The organism is Crossiella sp. CA-258035 (genome assembly GCF_030064675.1).
In the GTDB taxonomy this organism is placed as follows: domain Bacteria; phylum Actinomycetota; class Actinomycetes; order Mycobacteriales; family Pseudonocardiaceae; genus Crossiella.
On the sequence record NZ_CP116413.1, the window covers coordinates 2,998,369 to 3,014,473 of the forward strand.

Consider the following 16,105-nt stretch of genomic DNA (forward strand, 5'->3'; position numbering starts at 1 on the left):
AGCACCGCGATGATCCACCACGTGCAACTGGCCGGCCCGCCCGGCTGCGAGGACCGCATGCGCGCCTACTACAGCGGCGTGCTCGGCTGGACCGAGATCCCCAAGCCGCCGCTGCTGGCCGCCCGCGGCGGCTGCTGGTTCGCCGTGCCCGGCGGCGGCGAACTGCACATCGGCGCCGAGGAGGGCTTCCGCCCCTCGGCCAAGGCGCACCCGGCCTTCGTCACCGACGTGCACGCCCTGGCCGCCACCCTCACCGGGGCCGGCCACCAGGTGAAGTGGGCCGACCCGGCCGAGATCCCGGGCCGGGACCGCTTCCACACCACCGACCCGGTGGGCAACCGCCTGGAGTTCCTGGCCGGCTGAGCCGGGGCGGGCCGCCACCCGCCCGACCGCTTGCCGCCGCCAGCCGCACACCCGCCGCTGCGTCACCCAGCAGGGGGATCAGGCGAGCTGACACCGGGCACCCCCGCTGACTACCGTCTGTGCCCATTCGGACGAACCGGAGGAGCCTCAACGATGCGGGTACCGTTGACCGTCGCCGACTTCCTCGACCGGGCGGAGACCGTCTTTCCCACCAGCACCGCGGTGATCGACGAACCCAGCCAACCGGCCGCGGCGGTGCCGACGACCACCTATGGCGAACTGGCCCGCCGGGCGCGGGCCTGGCAGGCCGGGCTGGACCGGCTCGGGGTGGGCGAGGGCGAACGCGTGGCCGTGGTCAGCCACAACTCGGCCCGGCTGCTGGAGCTGCTGCACGCCGTCCCGGCCAGCGGGCGGATCTGCGTGCCGGTGAACTTCCGGCTGCGGCCGGAGGAGATCGAGTACATCGTCGGCCACAGCGGCGCCTCGGTGCTGCTGGTCGACCCCGAGCTGGCCCCCGCGCTGAGCGGGATCTCCGCGCCGCACAAACACATCCTCGGCGAAGAGACCGAGACCGAGGTGATGCGCTTCGGCACCGAGCCGCGCCCGTGGGCCGCGCCGGACGAGGACGCCACCGCCACCATCAACTACACCTCGGGCACCACCGCCCGCCCCAAGGGCGTGCAGATGACCCACCGCAACATCTGGATCAACGCGATGACCTTCGGCCTGCACGCCAGGGTCTGGGAACGCGACGTCTACCTGCACACCCTGCCCATGTTCCACTGCAACGGCTGGGGCATGCCCTTCGCCGCCACCGGCCTCGGCGTGCCGCAGGTGGTGCTGCGCAAGGTCGACGGCGCGGAGATCCTGCGCCGGGTCGAGCAGCACGGCGTCACCCTGGCCTGCGGAGCGCCGGCGGTGTGGAACCTGGTGCTGGACGCCGCGCAGGAGTCCGACGGTGAGATCCCCGGCCGGGACCGGGTGCGCATCGTGTGCGCGGGCGCGCCGCCGCCCACCCGGACCATCGCCCGCATCGAGGAGGAGCTGGGCTGGAGCTTCCAGCAGCTCTACGGCCTCACCGAGACCTCCCCGTTCCTCACCTTCAACCGCACCCGCCCCGCCGACCTCGGCCTGCCCGCCGAGGAGCGGGCCCGCAAGCTCTCCCGCGCGGGCGCGCCCGGCATCGGCGTGCGCCTGAAGATCTCCGACACCGGCGAGGTGCTGGCCCGCGGCAACACCGTGCTCGCCGGGTACTGGGAGAACCCGGCGGCCACCGAGGCGGCCCTGGAGGGTGGCTGGTTCCACACCGGCGACGGCGGCACGCTGGACGAGGAGGGCCACCTCAGCATCTCCGACCGGAAGAAGGACGTGATCATCACCGGCGGGGAGAACGTGTCCTCCATCGAGGTCGAGGACTGCGTGTTCAGTCACCCGTCCGTGGCTGAGGTGGCGGTCATCGGGGTGCCGGATGACAAATGGGGCGAAACGATCAAGGCGCTGGTCGTGGTGAACGAGGGCGCGCAGGTCAGCGAGGCCGAGATCATCGCGCACTGCAAGGAGAAGCTCGCCGGGTACAAGGCGCCGACGACGGTCGAGTTCCGTCAGTCCATACCGCGTACGGCGACCGGGAAAATCCAGAAGTTCAAGCTCCGCGAACCCTACTGGACCGGTTTGGACCGCAAAGTGAACTAGACCGTTTACCGAATCGTTTCCGCAGCTCGGGGCACCTCGCGTGCCCCGAGCTTTTTTGTGCACGGCGCGTGTGCTGAATGCCTCTTTCGGGCGACAGTGTCCCCAGTAAATGTGACACGTGTGAGGGATGAGGCGCGTGTTCATGCTGAGATCACTGGCGACTGGTGGGACGAAATGCGACAGTTGCTCAGCGTGTCCGACCGCTGCCGTTCGGTACCCGGCGTGTAGGCCGAGCGGGCGTTGTCGGCTGAGCGCGACCGGCGGAGGAAAGGTTCGGAGGTGGGCGTGATGCCGACGCGACGGAACCTGGTTCTGGGGTTTGTGACGACCGCGATCGCGGGTGTGCTGCTGGCCGGCACGCCCGGCGTGGGCGCGGCCGTGCCGCCGCCACCGCCCAACCCGAGCGACGCCGACATCCGCAACGGCCGCGCCCAGGTCGACTCCAAGGCGGGCGAGGTCGGCAGGCTCACCAACGAGCTCAGCCGCGCCGAAGCCCGCCTGGCCGAGCTGATGGCCGATGTGGAGCTGCGCCGCGAAGAGGCGATGAAGGCCCTGGTCGACCTGGAGGCCGCGCAGGAGGCCGCGGACCGGGCCAAGGCCGAGGCCAGGGGCGCCCGCGCCGAGGCCGACGCCGCCGCCAAGTCGGTGGAGGACCTGCGCGCCAAGGCCGACGCCTTCGCCGCCGCGACCTACCAGAACGGCAACCTGCTGGACACCACCGGCGCGCTGCTGACCGCCAAGGGCCCGCAGGAGGTGCTGGACCGCTCCGAGATGCTGGAGCTGATCAGCGGCTCGCAGGCCGACGTGCTGGAGGTCATGCGCCGGGCGCGCACGGACAAGGCGAACAAGGACTCCATGGCCCGCAAGGCGCTGGAGGCCGCCGAGGCCAAGCAGAATGCCGCCGAGCAGGCCAAGCGGGTCGCCGACGCGGCCCAGGCCATCGCCGTGCAGGCGGGCAGCACCCAGGAGCAGCGGGCCAACGAGATCGAGGCCACCAGGGTCGCGGTGGAGAAGCAGCTGTTCGAGGCGCGCGACCACGTCTCCGGCCTGCACGGTCAGCGGCAGCGCTACGAGGACTGGCTGGCGGCCAAGAAGCGCGAGGAGGAGGAGCGGCAGCGCCGCGAGGCCGAGGAGGCCCGCAAGGCCGCCGCGGCCGCCGCCGCGCAGAACCGCCCGGCCGCCCGCCCGCAGACCGCGGCCCGGCCCACGGTCGCCCCCGCGCCCGGTCGCGGCGTGCAGACCGCGATCAACCGCGCACTCTCCCAGCTCGGCGTGATCTACGCCTGGGGCGGCGGCAACGGCTCCGGCCCGACCCGCGGCATCCGCGACGGCGGCGTGGCCGACTCCTTCGGCGACTACCGCAAGGTCGGCTTCGACTGCTCCGGCCTGATGATCTACGCCTACGCCGGGATCGGCGTCAACCTGCCGCACTACAGCGGCTACCAGTACAACTACGGCCGCAAGGTGCCGCTGTCCCAGATGGCCGCCGGCGACATGCTGTTCTGGGCCACCAACGGCCGCATCCACCACGTGGCGATGTACCTGGGCGGCGGGCGGATGGTGGAGGCCCCGCACTCCGGCGCGCGGGTGCGGATCTCGCCGGTGCGCTACGGCGGCCTGATGCCGTACGCGGTGCGCCTGGTCTAGTCCGGGAAAAGAGTTCGACGGGACGGTGCGCGGGCTTGTAGCTTGCGGCCGACCGCGACACCGCCCGAGGAGGTGAGACCCATGACCGCTGTAGCGATGTGGGTGCTCCCCCTTCCCGTCCCGGTCTGGCGACTGACGTAGGTGTCGCCGGGAGCGCCGCCACCAAGGCACTCCCGAAGGGCAACACCATGTTCGACGTGATCATCGCCGGCTGCGGGCCGACCGGCGCGATGCTGGCCGCCGAGCTGCGGCTGCACGATGTGCGGGTACTCGTCCTGGAGCGGGACACCGAGCCCACCTCCTTCGTCCGCATCGTCGGCCTGCACATCCGCAGTCTTGAGCTGATGGCGATGCGCGGACTGCTGGACCGCCTGCTGCCACACGGAAGACAGCGTCCGGCCGCCGGTTTCTTCGCCGCCATCAACAAACCCGTGCCGCGAGGCCTGGACTCCGCGCACGCCTATCTGCTGGGCATCCCGCAGCCGGTCATCGTCCAGCTCCTGGAAGAACACGCGGTCCAGCTGGGCGCGCAGGTCCGCCGTGGTTGCGCGGTGGCCGGTCTGGAGCAGGACGAGGAGGGCGTGACCGTCGAGCTGGCCGACGGTGAAAAGCTGCGGACGCGCTACCTCGTCGGCTGTGACGGCGCGCGCAGCACGGTGCGCAAGCTGCTCGGCGTCGGCTTCCCCGGCGAGCCCTCGCGGACCGAGACGCTGATGGGCGAGCTGGAAGTGGGTGTGCCGCAGGAGGAGATCGCCGCCAAGGCGGCCGTGATCCATGAGGCCAACAAGAGTTTCAGCCTGAGTCCCTTCGGCGACGAGGTCTACCGCGTGGTGGTGCCCGCCGTGGGAGTCAGCGCGGAACCGCCCACCCTGGAGGACTTCCGGCAGGGGCTGCGCGCCATCGCGGGCACCGATTTCGGCGTGCACTCCCCGCGCTGGCTGTCCCGCTTCGGCGATGCCACCCGGCTGGCCGAGCGGTATCGCGTCGGGCGGGTGCTGCTGGCAGGCGACGCGGCGCACATCCACCCGCCCATCGGCGGCCAGGGCCTCAACCTCGGTGTGCAGGACGCGGTCAACCTCGGCTGGAAACTGGCCGCGCAGGTCCGCGGCTGGGCGCCGGAGACTCTGCTGGACACCTACCAGGCCGAACGTCATCCGGTGGCCGCGGACGTGCTGGACAACACCCGCGCCCAGCTGGCGCTCTCCGCCACCGAACCGGGTGCGCGGGCAATGCGCAGGCTGCTCACCGAGTTGCTGGACTTCAACGAGGTGAACCGCCACCTGATCGAGAAGATCACCGCGATCGGCATCCGCTACGACTTCGGCGAGGGCCCCGACCTGCTCGGCCGCCGCCTGCCCGACATCGAGCTGGCACCGGGCACCCTCTACGGGTTGCTGCACCGCGGCCGCGGCCTGCTGCTGGACCGCACCGAACGCCTGACCGTCGGCGGCTGGTCGGACCGGGTGGACCACCTCGCCGATCCCACCGCGGCGCTGGACGTGCCGTGCGTGCTGCTGCGCCCCGACGGCCACGTGTCCTGGATCGGCCACGACCAGCAGGATCTGGACCAGCAACTCGCCCGCTGGTTCGGCAAGCCCGTCGAGTGAGGTCGGCTAGCTTGGCGGGATGTCGTTCACCGTCCTGGTCACCGGGGGCAACGCGGGCATCGGGTACTTCGTCGCCGAACAGCTAGCGGCTGCCGGGTGCGCCGTGCTGATCGGCAGTCGCAGCCCGGCCAAGGCCGAGGCCGCGCTGTCCGCCCTGCGCGCGCGGGTGCCCGATGCCGAGGTCGGCCAGGTTCCGCTCGACCTGGCCGACCTGCCCTCGATCAAGTCCACTGTGGACGGCCTGGGGCTGGACCGGCTGGACGCGGTGGTGCACAACGCCGGGGTGCTGCTCGACGACCCGCCGCGGCAGGAGACCCCGCAGGGCCACGAGCTGATGTTCGGCACCAACCACCTCGGCCACTTCGCGCTCACCGCCCTGCTCGCCCCGCTGCTCTCCGCCGCCCCGGCCGCCAGGGTGATCACCACCGGCAGCTTCACCGCCAAGTCCGAGACCTTCGACTTCGACGACCCGCACAGCACCCGCGACTACCAGCCCAAACGCACCTACGCCCGGTCCAAGCTGGCGCAGATGCTCTTCGGCTTCGAGCTGGACCGCCGCCTGCGCGCCACCGGCAGCCCCGTGCTCAGCGTGGTCACCCACCCCGGCGGCGCGCTGGACTCGCTGACCCCGTCCCGCCCGCCGGTGCACGTGCGCGGCACCGGTCAGCGGCTGCTCGGCCTGCCCGCCGGGATCATGTTGCACGGCAAGGACAAGGCGGCCAGGGTCGCGGTCAGGGCGGTGCTCGATCCCGCGGTGCGCGGCGGGCAGCTGTGGGGGCCGAGGGTGTTCGGCCTCCGCGGCGCGCCCAGGGCGGAACCGGTGCGCGGGCCACTGGCCGACCTCGAAGCGGCGGCCCGGGTGTGGGACCTCAGCGTGGAGCTGACCGGTCTGGCGCCGGACTTCGGTTGACCCGCGCCGCCAGCAGCACCGCGACCAGCGTCAGCCCGGCCCCGGCCCAGGTCGCGACCGTGGGCTGCGGCCCGGTCACCAGGTCCAGGGCGATCGCCCCGAGCAACTGCCCCGCCACGCTGGCCAGCCCGTAGACCAGCACCCCGATCTCGCCGACGGCCAGGGTGGCCACCGCCACCACGCCGATCCCGATCAGCCCGGCCAGGTAGAACCACGGCTCGGCCGGGAACCCGCCGGTGGGCAGCCCGCGCACGGCGAACCCGGCCAGCAGCAGCACCGCCAGGGTCGCCGTGGCCACCACGAAGTTCACCATGGTGGCCGGCCACGGCGAGCCCGCGGCCGCGGCCACCCGGCCGTTGAACGCCGACTGCACCGCCCCCGTCACCCCCGCCAGCAGCGGCAACGCCACCAGCGCCAGGGTGCTCGCGCCGCCGATCCGGTCCGCCCCGGCGATCACCACCGCCAGCACGCACAGCGCCGCGCCGCCCAGCCGCGCCGCGGTCACCGGCCGCACCCCGCCCGGCCCGAGCCCCCACCGGTCCGCGGCCAGGCTGCCGCCCGCGGTGCCGGCCACGATCGCCACCGTGAACAGCGCGACGCCCAGCGAGGTCACCGTGATCCCCTGGCCGCCGACGATCAGCGCGCCGCTGATCCCGCCGAGGCAGTGCCACCAGCGCAACTGCCCTTCGCGCACCGCCGTCCGCAGCCGCCGGATGCCCCGCCGTCCGGCCGGGAACGCGGGCACCAGCGCCAGCAGCACGACCATGCCCATGGCGGTGGTCAGCAGCGAGGCGCCGATCCCGTCACCGAGCCGCGCGCCGAACTCCCCGTTCAACCGGGCCTGCCCGGCCAGCCCGACCCCGGCGGCCACGGTCGCCGCCAGCGCCAGCACCCGCCGCGATCTGATCTCCACAACTGTCACGTACGCCGAGTCTGACCGACCGGGACCGCCAGGTCGCGCGGATTTCCGCCATGCGCCCCTAGATGACCGCTATCGCGTCCACTTCGATCAGGTAACCGGGAGCGGCGAGGGTCTCCACCCCGAGCAGGACGTCGGTGGGTTTGTGGTCGCCAAAGAGGCCGGCCCTGGCCCGCTCGATGACGGGCAGGTACTCCCCGCGGTGCCCGACCACGTAGATCGTGATCTTGGTGACCTGATCCGGCCGCGCGCCCGCGGCGGCGAGGGCGCGACCGAGGTTGGCGAAGACCTGCCGGGCCTGTGCGGCCAGATCCCCGGGATGAACCAGGTCGCCTCGGGAGTCGTCGGACATCTGCCCGGCGACGAACACCAGGCGACTGCCCGTCGCGATGACGACGTGGCTGTACGTCTCCGGGGTGTCCAGGCCGTCTGGCTGGATGATCTCGATGGTCATTGGCGTGCCGCCCGCTCTCAGTCGCTGGTTGCCGGATTGTCGGACAATATGGCAGTCTTGCTCTCAGTAGACGGAAGCATCAAGGGGAGGCCGGTGACCGTGACGAACCCGATCGCGGGCCTGGGCGCGAGCATCCAGCGGCAGAGCACCACCGAGCAGGCCGTCGACGCCGTCCGGCAGGCCATCCTGTCCGGCCGGCTGCTGCCGGGCACGCCGCTGCGCGAGACCGCCCTCGCCGCCGAGCTGGGCGTGTCCCGCAGCACCGTGCGCGAGGCCGCCCGGACCCTGGAAGCCGAGGGCCTGGTCCGCTACCAGATGAACCGCGGCATCGTCGTCGCGGACATCACCGGGCCGGACGTCGCCGACATCTACGCCGCCCGCGCCGCCGTGGAGCTGGTCGCGGCCGACGCCCTCACCGCACACCGGGACCCGGCGGTCTACGCGGAGCTCGCCGACCTGGTCGACGACATCGAACGCGCCTTCGACCGCGGTGACACCGCCGCCGTGCTCGAGGGTGACCGGCTCTTCCACGCCACCCTGGTCGCGGCCACCGCCAGCCCCCGCCTCCAGCGCTTCTACGGACAGCTCCAGCAGGAGCAGCGCCTGGCCCTGGCGCTGGCCGAGGGCGCCAGCCGTGAGCTCGGCCGCACCGCGGACGACCACCGCAGGCTCCTGGACGCGCTGCACGGCAGTCCGGAAGAGGCCAGGGCAGAACTCACCGCGCACCTGGACGCGGGCACCGCCGAGCTGCAACGGCTGCTCGACCTGCTCGCCCAGCGCCGGCAACCCACTCATCGCGAAGAAGCAGAGGCATCGCATGACTGACCACAGCACCGGTGGCGCCTGGGACCTGATCGTCACGCCCTGGCACCTCGATGAGCACATCCCGGCCTTCCCCGTCCCGGTCGGCGCGACCGAGGTCATTCCCCCGGCACTTCCCGAAGGCCCCGTCGCCGCCCGGATGAACCGGCTGCACCAGGCGGCCGCCGACGTGGTGGCGCAGGCCGCCAGGCCCCTGGTCCTCTCCGGCGACTGCCCCACCGCCCGCGCGGCGGTGGCCGGGATCCAGCGCCGCCACCAGGACCTGGCCGTGGTGTGGCTCGACGCCCATGGCGACTTCAACACCCCAGCCATCACGGCCAGCGGCTATATCGGCGGCATGGCACTGGCCATGCTGACCGGCCGGACCCCCGGTCTCTTCGACGACCCCCTCGACCTGCGGCCCATCCCGGACACCAGCGTCGTCCTCGCCGACGCCCGCGACCTCGACCCCGCCGAAGACGACGCCCTCACCACCAGCCAGGTCCGCCGCGTCCCCGCCGACCCGGCCGCCATCACCGCCGCCCTCGGCGACCTCGGCCCCATCCCGGTCTACCTGCACCTCGACATCGACGTCGTCGACGGCGCGCAGTTGCCCGGCGCGCGCTTCCCCTCCGGCCCCGGACCCTCCCTCAACCGGATCGAGGAATGCCTGGCCGCGATCTGCGCCACCGCCGACGTGGTGGCCGCCTACCTCGCCTGCGCCTGGCTCCCCGAGCACGTCGGCGACCCCGCCACCCGGGACACGATCGACCGGCTCACCCGGGCACTCGGCGCGGAGCTGACCTGGCGCGAGCCGGCCGGATGAGCTTGACCGAGACCGAGCTGCGGGCCGCGATCGCGCGGGAGATGCCCGGGGTCCGCGCCGACCTGGAGCGGCTGGTCCGGATCCCCGGCATCGCCTTCGAGGGCTTCGACCACGCGCAGGTCGAGCGGTCGGCGGAGGCCGTGGCCGGGTTGCTGCGCGGCTGCGGCCTCGACACGCGGATCGTGCGGGCCGGCGGCCAGCCGGCGGTGATCGGCCGCCGGGCCGCCCCGCCCGGCGCGCCGACGGTCCTGCTCTACGCGCACCACGACGTGCAGCCGGCCGGCGACCCCGCGCTCTGGACCAGCGACCCGTTCCAGCCGGTCGAGCGGGACGGCAGGCTCTACGGCCGGGGCGCCGCCGATGACAAGGCCGGTGTGCTGGCGCACGTGGCCGCCCTGCGCGCGTTCGGCGATGAGCTGCCGGTCGGCGTGGTGGTCTTCGTCGAGGGGGAGGAGGAGTCCGGCTCCGCCTCGCTCGGCGACATCATCGCGGCGCACCTCGAGGAACCGCGCTGCGAGGTGATCGTGATCGCCGACTCCGGCAACTGGGCGATCGGGCAGCCCGCGCTGACCACCTCGCTGCGCGGCATGGTCGACCTGTCCGCCGAGGTCCGGGTGCTCAGGAGCGCGGTGCACAGCGGCATGTTCGGCGGCGCGGTGCCGGATGCGCTGATGGTGCTCGCCCGGCTGCTGTCGACGCTGCACAACGAGGAGGGCGAGGTCGCGGTCGATGGCCTGACCGGACGTGCGGGGGCTGGCGTCGACTACCCCGAGGACCGGTTCCGGCAGGAGGCGGGCCTCCTCGACGGGGTCCGGCTGATCGGCAGCGGCACGATCACCGACCGGATCTGGGCCAAGACGGCCATCTCGATCCTGGGCATCGACGCGCCCCGGACGTCCGAGGCGGCCTACGCCCTCCAGCCCACCGCGAAAGCCAAGATCAGCGCACGGGTGGGGCCGGGCGAGGATGCCAGGTCGGTGTATGCGGCGATCCGCGCCCACCTGGAGGAACACGTGCCGTGGGGGGCACACGTCGAGGTCACGCTGGAGTCCTGCGGTCAGCCCTGCGTGATCGACGCGACCGGCCCGGTGTACACCGCCGCCCGGGCCGCCTTCACCGCCGCCTGGGACGGCACCCCGCCGGTCGACATCGGTATCGGCGGCTCGATCCCGTTCATCGCCACCTTCCAGGAACTGTTCCCACAGGCGGCAATACTCGTCACCGGTGTCGAAGATCCGCAGTCCGCGGCACACGGCCCAGACGAAAGCCTCCATCTGGGCGAGTTCCAGCGGGTGTGCGTAGCCGAGGCCCTGCTGCTCAAGTACGTTGCCGAGGCGCTGAGCAGCTAGGGAGGCCGTCATCAGTGGGCTGGAAGTGCTCGACCTCGGCAAGATCATCGCTGAGAAGGCGGTGACCGCCTGGCTGCGCCGCCACCGGGCCCGCAGGCAGCGCAGCGCCACCCTCGCCGAGCTGGCCGCCGAGGAACTGGCCAGTCCCATCCAGCGCAACAAGCTGGAGCGGCTGCTCGGCAACGTCGGCGGCCAGGTCGCCGAACGCCTGGAACTGGTGCTGGAGACCCGGTTCAGGTCCCTGCCGGAGCACGAGGTCGCCGCCGCCCTCGCCGGTGCGGGCGACGCGCTGGCCGAGGTCGAGCTGAGCGACGAGCTGGTCTTCGCCACCGACGCCGACGGCGACAAGCTCGCCGCGCACGTCCGCTCGGTCTGCCCGCCACCGGCCGGCCTGGCCGAACCCGCGGGCCAGCTCTACGACATCGCGCTGGACCAGTCCTGCCGCTACCTGGCCCAGGTCATCCAGCACCTGCCCGCGCTGCCGCCGCGCGCGCTGGCCGAGACGCTGTCCCGGCTCACCGCGCAGACCGCCCAGCTGGACGAGCTGCTGGCCAGGGTGCCGCGCTCCACCCTGCACGCCCCGCGCGGCACCGGCCACGACGCCGAGTTCACCGCCGCCTACCTCCGGCACATCGAGTCCACATTGGACAGTGTGACGCTGCTCGGCCTGGCCGCCCACGAACAGCCGAAGCTGGCGCTGAGCACGGCCTACCTGAGCCTGAGCGTGGCCAGCGTGCTGGACCGGCACAGCCGAGCCACCCGCCGCCGCCCCGACCGGCACTGGTTCGCCGAGACCGGGGACAGCGGCACCAGCAGCGGCCGGGTGGAGGCCGCGCTCGGTGGCGCGGACCGCGCGTTCGTGCGCGGCGAGGCGGGTTCGGGCAAGACCACGCTGCTGCACTGGCTCGCGGTCACCGCGGCCCGCTCCGCCTTCACCGAGCAGCTCGCGGACTGGAACTCCTGCGTGCCCTTCGTGATCCGCCTGCGCGGCCACGCCACCGGCGAGCTGCCGCGCCCCGAGCAGTTCCTCCAGGACGCCTGGCCGGCGCGCTCGGCGGAGATGCCCGAGCTGTGGACGCACCGCCGCCTGGACGAGGGCAGCGCGCTGCTGCTGGTCGACGGGGTGGACGAGGTGCCGCCGAACCGCCGCCCGCAGGTGCACGCCTGGCTGTCCGAGCTGGCCCGCGAGTTCCCCAAGGCCCGCATGGTGGTCACCGCCCGCCCCGCCGCGGCCGAGGCGAAGTGGCTGGCCGCCGAGGGTTTCACCGCGGTCACCCTGGAACCGATGAACCGGGAGGACATCACCCGGTTCGTGGCCCGCTGGCACGAGGCCGCCCAGCGCGCGCACAGCCTGCCCGGCGACCCGGCCGAACTGCCCGGTGCCCAGCGCCGCCTGCTCAACCAGCTCGCCAGCCGCCCGCACCTGCGGGTGCTGGCCGCGAACCCGTTGCTGTGCGCCATGTTGTGCGCGCTGAACCTGGACCAGGTCAGCGAACTGCCGCGGAACCGGATGGAGCTCTACCGCCGCGCGCTGGAGATGCTGCTGGAGACCAGGGACCTCAAACGCGGCATCGCGGGTCTGCTGGACGTCAGCCGCAAGCGGGTCCTGTTGCGGGACATGGCCTGGCGGCTCACCGAGGCCAACCGGATCGAGCTGGACCGGGCCCGCGCCGAGGAGCACGTGGCCCGCAAGCTGCTGGCCATGCCCAACGTCACCGACCCGGCGGGAGAGATCCTGGACCACCTGCTGGAGCGCAGCGGGGTGCTGCGCGAACCGGTGCCCGGCAAGGTCGACTTCGTGCACCGCACCTTCCAGGAGTACCTGGCCGCCAGCGAGGCCACCGAGCAGGGCCGGATCGAGAAGCTGGTCTCCCAGGCGCACCTGGACGTCTGGTGGGAGACCATCGTGATGGCCTGCGGCCACGCCAAACGCACCCAGGCCGACACCCTGCTCACCGAGATCCTGGACCGCGCCGACACCGAACCCCGCCGCGCCCGCCACCTCCGCCTGCTCGCCGCGGCCTGCCTGGAAACGGTGGAGGAGCTGGATCCCGCGGTCCGCGCGCGGGTGGACACGCTGATCGAGACGCACCTGGTGCCGCCGCGCAGCGTCCGCGAGGCTGGTTCGCTGGCCGCGATCGGGCACCGGGTGCTGCGCTACTTCCCGTCTACTGTGGACGATCTGTCCGAGGCCTCGGCGGCGGCCACCGTGCGGGCGGCGGCGTTCACCGAGAACGAGGACGGGCTGCGGCTGCTGCGCGGGTACGCGGCCGACCCGCGGCCCAGGGTGCAGGAGGAGCTGGCCGCGGCCTGGCGCTACTTCGAGCCCGCGCGGTATGCGGAGGAGGTGCTGGCCGGGGCTCCGTTGCGGGACGGGCACATCCGGGTCCGTGACGAACACCTGCTGCCCTACGTGGACCGGCTGACCAACCTGCGCAGCCTGGACCCGTCCTGTGGGCCGGCCGCCGGGCGTCCCTGGACGTCATCGCGGGCCTGCCGTGTCTCACCGCGGTCAGGCTCAACCTGCCGGCCGAGGCCGTCGAGCTGACACCCCTGCTCGAACACCCGCTGCTGCACACGGTGGAGCTGTTCGCCGCCGCCGACTACCGCCGGACCGAGGTGCTGTGCCAGTTGCCCTGCCTGGCCGACTTGGCCCTGTTCAGCACCGTGCGCATGCCAGACCTTGGTTTCGTTCGGGAGCTGCGCGGCCTGCAGACCCTGTCCCTGGACCACCTGGGACGGATCGAGGACTATTCCCCGCTGGACGAGCTGATCTCGTTGTGGCGCTTGAACCTCTGGCGAGAGGCGACCCTGGACTCCACGTCCGAGCGGCCCTGGCCGAGCCTCCGGCAGTTGCTGCTGTCCAGGACCGGTGCCGAAGTGCTGCACCGGCTGCCGGATCTGACGCCCAACTTGCAGACACTGATCATCGACGAGTTCGCCCTCGAAAGCCTGGAAGTGCTGGCAGGGTTGCCGTTGCGGATTGTGGAGATCCGAGAACACCAGGCGCTGCTCGACCTGCGCGCGCTTGCCGGTCGGGAGCTCCGGTTGCGGTTGGATCCGGGCGGGGGCTACCTCGGCCTGGACGAGCTGGGACCTGGCGTGCGGATCAGCTACCTCTGAGCTGTGTTGCCCGCTCTCCCCGTTGAGAGCGGGCAAACCCCCAGTTCACCAGCTCACACCGAGGCGAAGAAGACCTTCGCGTTGTTCATCGCCTCGGTGTCGGCCAGCACGTCGTCCGGCTTGCTCCCGTTCCCGGTCAGCGCCCCCGCGAACTCCATCTTCAAGTACGCCGCCGACCGCTTCAGCTGGTCGATCAGCGCGTCCGCCTGGTGCGGCTCCTCGCTCAGCGCGGTGATCACCCAGAGCCGTTTGCCAGCCATCCGGCCCTTGAAACCGAGCTCCTCGATGTCGAACCAGTCGCTCCAGTAGTCGAGGTAGCGCTTGGTCGGGGTGGACACCGAGTACCAGTAGGTGGGCGAGGCGATCACGATGTCGGTGGCGGCCAAAGTCGCGTCCAGCAGCTGGCGTTCGGTGCCGATCGGGGCGGGATGCAGACGATTGCCGGGCGCATGGCGGCGGTCCACGTACTCCGGAAGGGGCAGCGCGGCCAGGTTGAGCCACTGTTGCTCGACGTTCGTAGGGAGATTTTCCGCTGCGTTACGTGCCAATGTCTCTGTGTTACCACCTTGGCGCGTGCTGCCGAGCAGGAACAGGAACGAGCGCATGAGAAGGGGGACCTTTCTAGGGGATAGAGTAGATGCATGCACCTACATGTACTTCTGACGGGGATACTGGCACCGGAGGTAGGCTCCGGTCAAGGGGCGTGGTTGTGGGGTCAACAGTGACAGCGGAGAACACAGTGACCGCGCGGGACGCGGTGGACGAACCGGCCTGGCGCAGGGTGATCACCCTGCACGGGCGGATCGAGCAGGAGCTGGCCAAGGCCCTGCAACGGCGGTTCGGGCTCGGGCTGACCGAGTACCGGGCGCTGAGCAGGCTGGCCGAGGTGGACGGGTGCAGCCTGCGCATGCAGGTGCTCGCCGACGCCATCGGACTCAACCAGAGTTCGGTGTCCCGGCTGGTGGCGCGGCTGGAGGAGGCCGGGCTGACCGTGCGCGACCCCTGCGAGAACGACCGCAGGGGCGTGTACTCGATGCTCACCCCCGAGGGCAGGCAGCGGCAGGCCCTGGCCGAACCGGTCTACCGGGAGACGCTCAGCGCCGCGCTGGACAAGGCTGCCAACGATCCCGACCTGGCCGACGCGGTGGCCGCGCTGCGGGCGGCGAACTGAGCGGTGGACGTGCGCTTGACGGCCGTGGTGCTCGCCGGGGGAAGGGCGAGCCGGATGCGCGGCGTGGACAAACCGGGGCTGCTGCTCGGCGGGCGCAGCCTGCTCGACCATGCGCTGGCCGCCGTCGCGGCGGCGGAGCGGGTGGTCGTGGTCGGTCCACAACGGACGGTCAGCCGTCCGGTGTCCTGGACACGTGAGGTACCAGTCGGATCGGGGCCGCTCGCGGCACTGGGGGCCGGACTGGCATCACTGTCCGAAGTAGACGGTCTGGTGGCGGTGCTGGCCGCCGACCAGCCGGGTGTCACCGCCGCCACGGTGTCTCGCCTGTGCTCTGCACTGTCCGATGTGGACGGTGTGGACGGCGCGGTGCTGGTGGCCGACGGGCGGCAGCAGTGGCTCACCGGGGTGTGGCGGCTGGCCGCGTTGCGCGCGGCGATGCCTGCCGAGCTGGCCGACGCGCCGCTGCGCGCGGTGTTCGGTGGTCTTGACGTCGTCGAGGTGCCCGCGGTGGTGCGGGAGGGGCGCGACGTGGACACGCCCGAGGACCTGGCCGCCTGGCGGGCGGGTCATTCCGGCTGAGGCGGTGGCGCGCTGGCCAGCATGGCCCCGTAGGCGCGCTCGATCAGCTTCGAGGGATCGTAGGCCTGGCCCAGGCTCCAGGGCATCAGCATGCTCAGCTGCAAGCCGCGCAGGAAGATCCCGATCATGTCCAGGGTCTCCCGGTCATCCGGCAACGACTGGAGCCGGTGGTTGATCCCCATCTGTTTGGTGACCAGCTCGTTGAGCTCGTGCAGAGTCGGCCGCAGGCCCGGTCGCCGGATCGCCTCCAGGTTCAGCTCCAGCATGGCCAGGTTGAAGATCCGGCCCTCCTCCTCCAGTCCGGTCAGCATCAGGCTGATCGCCTCGGAGGCCTCGATCGGCGTGGCCATCTTCTCCGGGAAGCCCTCGATGGTGCTGATGATCTCCCAGTGCCGCTCGGCCACCCGGTGCGCCACCGCCGACCACAGCGCGTCCCTGGTGCGGAAGTAGTTCGAGGTCGTGCCGGTGGGCACCCCGGCCTCCTTGTCCACCGTCCGGTGGGTCAGGCCATGGCCGCCCTCGCGGGCCAGCACGTCGATCGCGGCGTCCGCGAGGTGCTTCTTGCGCTGCTCGTTCTGGGGTGGCACCCGCACAGTCTGCCCCACCCCGCGCACCGCCGACAGGTTCACTGCTATAGTAGTACTACGTTCGTAGTGAACGAGCG

The 16,105-nt window shown here is 72.0% G+C and carries 16 protein-coding genes; 12 read left to right on the forward strand and 4 right to left on the reverse strand.

The window, feature by feature from the left end; genetic code table 11:
• The first annotated feature begins 9 nt into the window (after window positions 1-9).
• The 5 genes from N8J89_RS13800 to N8J89_RS13820 all read left to right on the forward strand — a co-directional run bounded on the left by N8J89_RS13800 (window position 10) and on the right by N8J89_RS13820 (window position 6,219).
• Window positions 10-363, forward strand: a complete 354-nt coding sequence (locus N8J89_RS13800) for a VOC family protein (RefSeq protein ID WP_283664742.1) — start codon at window positions 10-12, stop codon at window positions 361-363.
• A gap of 153 nt (window positions 364-516) precedes the next feature.
• Window positions 517-2,055 carry an AMP-binding protein gene (locus N8J89_RS13805; protein ID WP_283664743.1) on the forward strand — a complete coding sequence of 513 codons (1,539 nt, stop codon included), beginning with the start codon at window positions 517-519 and terminating at the stop codon, window positions 2,053-2,055.
• Window positions 2,056-2,343: 288 nt separating this feature from the next.
• A complete protein-coding gene (locus N8J89_RS13810) occupies window positions 2,344-3,702 on the forward strand; it encodes an NlpC/P60 family protein (RefSeq protein ID WP_283664744.1) in 1,359 nt (452 codons plus the stop codon).
• A gap of 188 nt (window positions 3,703-3,890) precedes the next feature.
• Entirely contained in the window at window positions 3,891-5,309 is a 1,419-nt protein-coding gene (rox, locus tag N8J89_RS13815; protein ID WP_283664745.1) for a rifampin monooxygenase, read from the forward strand.
• Between the two features lie 19 nt (window positions 5,310-5,328).
• The gene (locus N8J89_RS13820) at window positions 5,329-6,219 is read left to right on the forward strand and encodes an SDR family NAD(P)-dependent oxidoreductase (RefSeq protein ID WP_283664746.1); all 891 of its coding nucleotides are present in this window, start codon (window positions 5,329-5,331) and stop codon (window positions 6,217-6,219) included.
• On the opposite strand, the gene N8J89_RS13825 is transcribed toward N8J89_RS13820, so the two are convergent.
• Both N8J89_RS13825 and N8J89_RS13830 read right to left on the reverse strand, forming a co-directional pair.
• On the reverse strand, window positions 6,179-7,132 hold the full coding sequence (locus tag N8J89_RS13825; protein ID WP_283664747.1) for a DMT family transporter: 954 nt from the start codon (window positions 7,130-7,132) through the stop codon (window positions 6,179-6,181). The two genes, N8J89_RS13820 and N8J89_RS13825, sit on opposite strands and share 41 nt — an antisense overlap.
• Before the next feature lie 67 nt (window positions 7,133-7,199).
• Window positions 7,200-7,592: a RidA family protein gene (locus N8J89_RS13830; RefSeq protein ID WP_283664748.1), complete on the reverse strand. Its 393-nt coding sequence runs from the start codon at window positions 7,590-7,592 to the stop codon at window positions 7,200-7,202.
• Between the two features lie 93 nt (window positions 7,593-7,685).
• On the opposite strand from N8J89_RS13830, the gene N8J89_RS13835 reads away from it, so the two are divergent.
• Genes N8J89_RS13835 through N8J89_RS13855 form a run of 5 tightly spaced genes read left to right on the forward strand, consistent with a single transcriptional unit; the run spans window position 7,686 to window position 13,691 of the window.
• Complete coding sequence (locus N8J89_RS13835; protein WP_283664749.1) at window positions 7,686-8,417, forward strand: GntR family transcriptional regulator; 732 nt, start codon at window positions 7,686-7,688, stop codon at window positions 8,415-8,417.
• Entirely contained in the window at window positions 8,410-9,219 is an 810-nt protein-coding gene (locus N8J89_RS13840) for an arginase family protein (RefSeq protein WP_283664750.1), read from the forward strand. Before N8J89_RS13835 ends, N8J89_RS13840 begins: the two co-directional genes overlap by 8 nt.
• Window positions 9,216-10,568: a dipeptidase gene (locus N8J89_RS13845; RefSeq protein ID WP_283664751.1), complete on the forward strand. Its 1,353-nt coding sequence runs from the start codon at window positions 9,216-9,218 to the stop codon at window positions 10,566-10,568. The genes N8J89_RS13840 and N8J89_RS13845 overlap by 4 nt, the downstream gene beginning before the upstream one ends.
• Window positions 10,569-10,593: 25 nt before the next feature.
• Window positions 10,594-13,116, forward strand: a complete 2,523-nt coding sequence (locus N8J89_RS13850) for an NACHT domain-containing protein (RefSeq protein WP_283664752.1) — start codon at window positions 10,594-10,596, stop codon at window positions 13,114-13,116.
• 32 nt (window positions 13,117-13,148) lie between these two features.
• Complete coding sequence (locus N8J89_RS13855; RefSeq protein ID WP_283664753.1) at window positions 13,149-13,691, forward strand: hypothetical protein; 543 nt, start codon at window positions 13,149-13,151, stop codon at window positions 13,689-13,691.
• 53 nt (window positions 13,692-13,744) lie between these two features.
• Here the strand turns inward: N8J89_RS13855 and N8J89_RS13860 are convergent, their stop codons facing one another.
• Window positions 13,745-14,296: a flavodoxin family protein gene (locus N8J89_RS13860; protein ID WP_283664754.1), complete on the reverse strand. Its 552-nt coding sequence runs from the start codon at window positions 14,294-14,296 to the stop codon at window positions 13,745-13,747.
• Between the two features lie 134 nt (window positions 14,297-14,430).
• Between N8J89_RS13860 and N8J89_RS13865 the strand changes: the two genes are divergently transcribed.
• Together N8J89_RS13865 and mobA are read left to right on the forward strand one after the other, a co-directional pair.
• Complete coding sequence (locus N8J89_RS13865; protein ID WP_283664755.1) at window positions 14,431-14,862, forward strand: MarR family winged helix-turn-helix transcriptional regulator; 432 nt, start codon at window positions 14,431-14,433, stop codon at window positions 14,860-14,862.
• Window positions 14,863-14,871: 9 nt separating this feature from the next.
• A complete protein-coding gene (gene mobA, locus N8J89_RS13870) occupies window positions 14,872-15,441 on the forward strand; it encodes a molybdenum cofactor guanylyltransferase (protein WP_283664756.1) in 570 nt (189 codons plus the stop codon).
• On the opposite strand, the gene N8J89_RS13875 is transcribed toward mobA, so the two are convergent.
• On the reverse strand, window positions 15,429-16,028 hold the full coding sequence (locus N8J89_RS13875; protein ID WP_283664757.1) for a TetR/AcrR family transcriptional regulator: 600 nt from the start codon (window positions 16,026-16,028) through the stop codon (window positions 15,429-15,431). The two genes, mobA and N8J89_RS13875, sit on opposite strands and share 13 nt — an antisense overlap.
• Window positions 16,029-16,105 lie beyond the last annotated feature (77 nt).

What these genes read in the sequence shown, in the direction of transcription:
- N8J89_RS13830 (WP_283664748.1), bottom strand. Translation starts at nt 7,592, where the DNA reads ATGACCATCGAGATCATCCAGCCAGACGGCCTGGACACCCCGGAGACG.
- N8J89_RS13820 (WP_283664746.1), top strand. Translation starts at nt 5,329, where the DNA reads ATGTCGTTCACCGTCCTGGTCACCGGGGGCAACGCGGGCATCGGGTAC.
- N8J89_RS13800 (WP_283664742.1), top strand. Translation starts at nt 10, where the DNA reads ATGATCCACCACGTGCAACTGGCCGGCCCGCCCGGCTGCGAGGACCGC.
- N8J89_RS13805 (WP_283664743.1), top strand. Translation starts at nt 517, where the DNA reads ATGCGGGTACCGTTGACCGTCGCCGACTTCCTCGACCGGGCGGAGACC.
- rox (WP_283664745.1), top strand. Translation starts at nt 3,891, where the DNA reads ATGTTCGACGTGATCATCGCCGGCTGCGGGCCGACCGGCGCGATGCTG.
- N8J89_RS13840 (WP_283664750.1), top strand. Translation starts at nt 8,410, where the DNA reads ATGACTGACCACAGCACCGGTGGCGCCTGGGACCTGATCGTCACGCCC.
- N8J89_RS13845 (WP_283664751.1), top strand. Translation starts at nt 9,216, where the DNA reads ATGAGCTTGACCGAGACCGAGCTGCGGGCCGCGATCGCGCGGGAGATG.
- N8J89_RS13810 (WP_283664744.1), top strand. Translation starts at nt 2,344, where the DNA reads ATGCCGACGCGACGGAACCTGGTTCTGGGGTTTGTGACGACCGCGATC.
- N8J89_RS13860 (WP_283664754.1), bottom strand. Translation starts at nt 14,296, where the DNA reads ATGCGCTCGTTCCTGTTCCTGCTCGGCAGCACGCGCCAAGGTGGTAAC.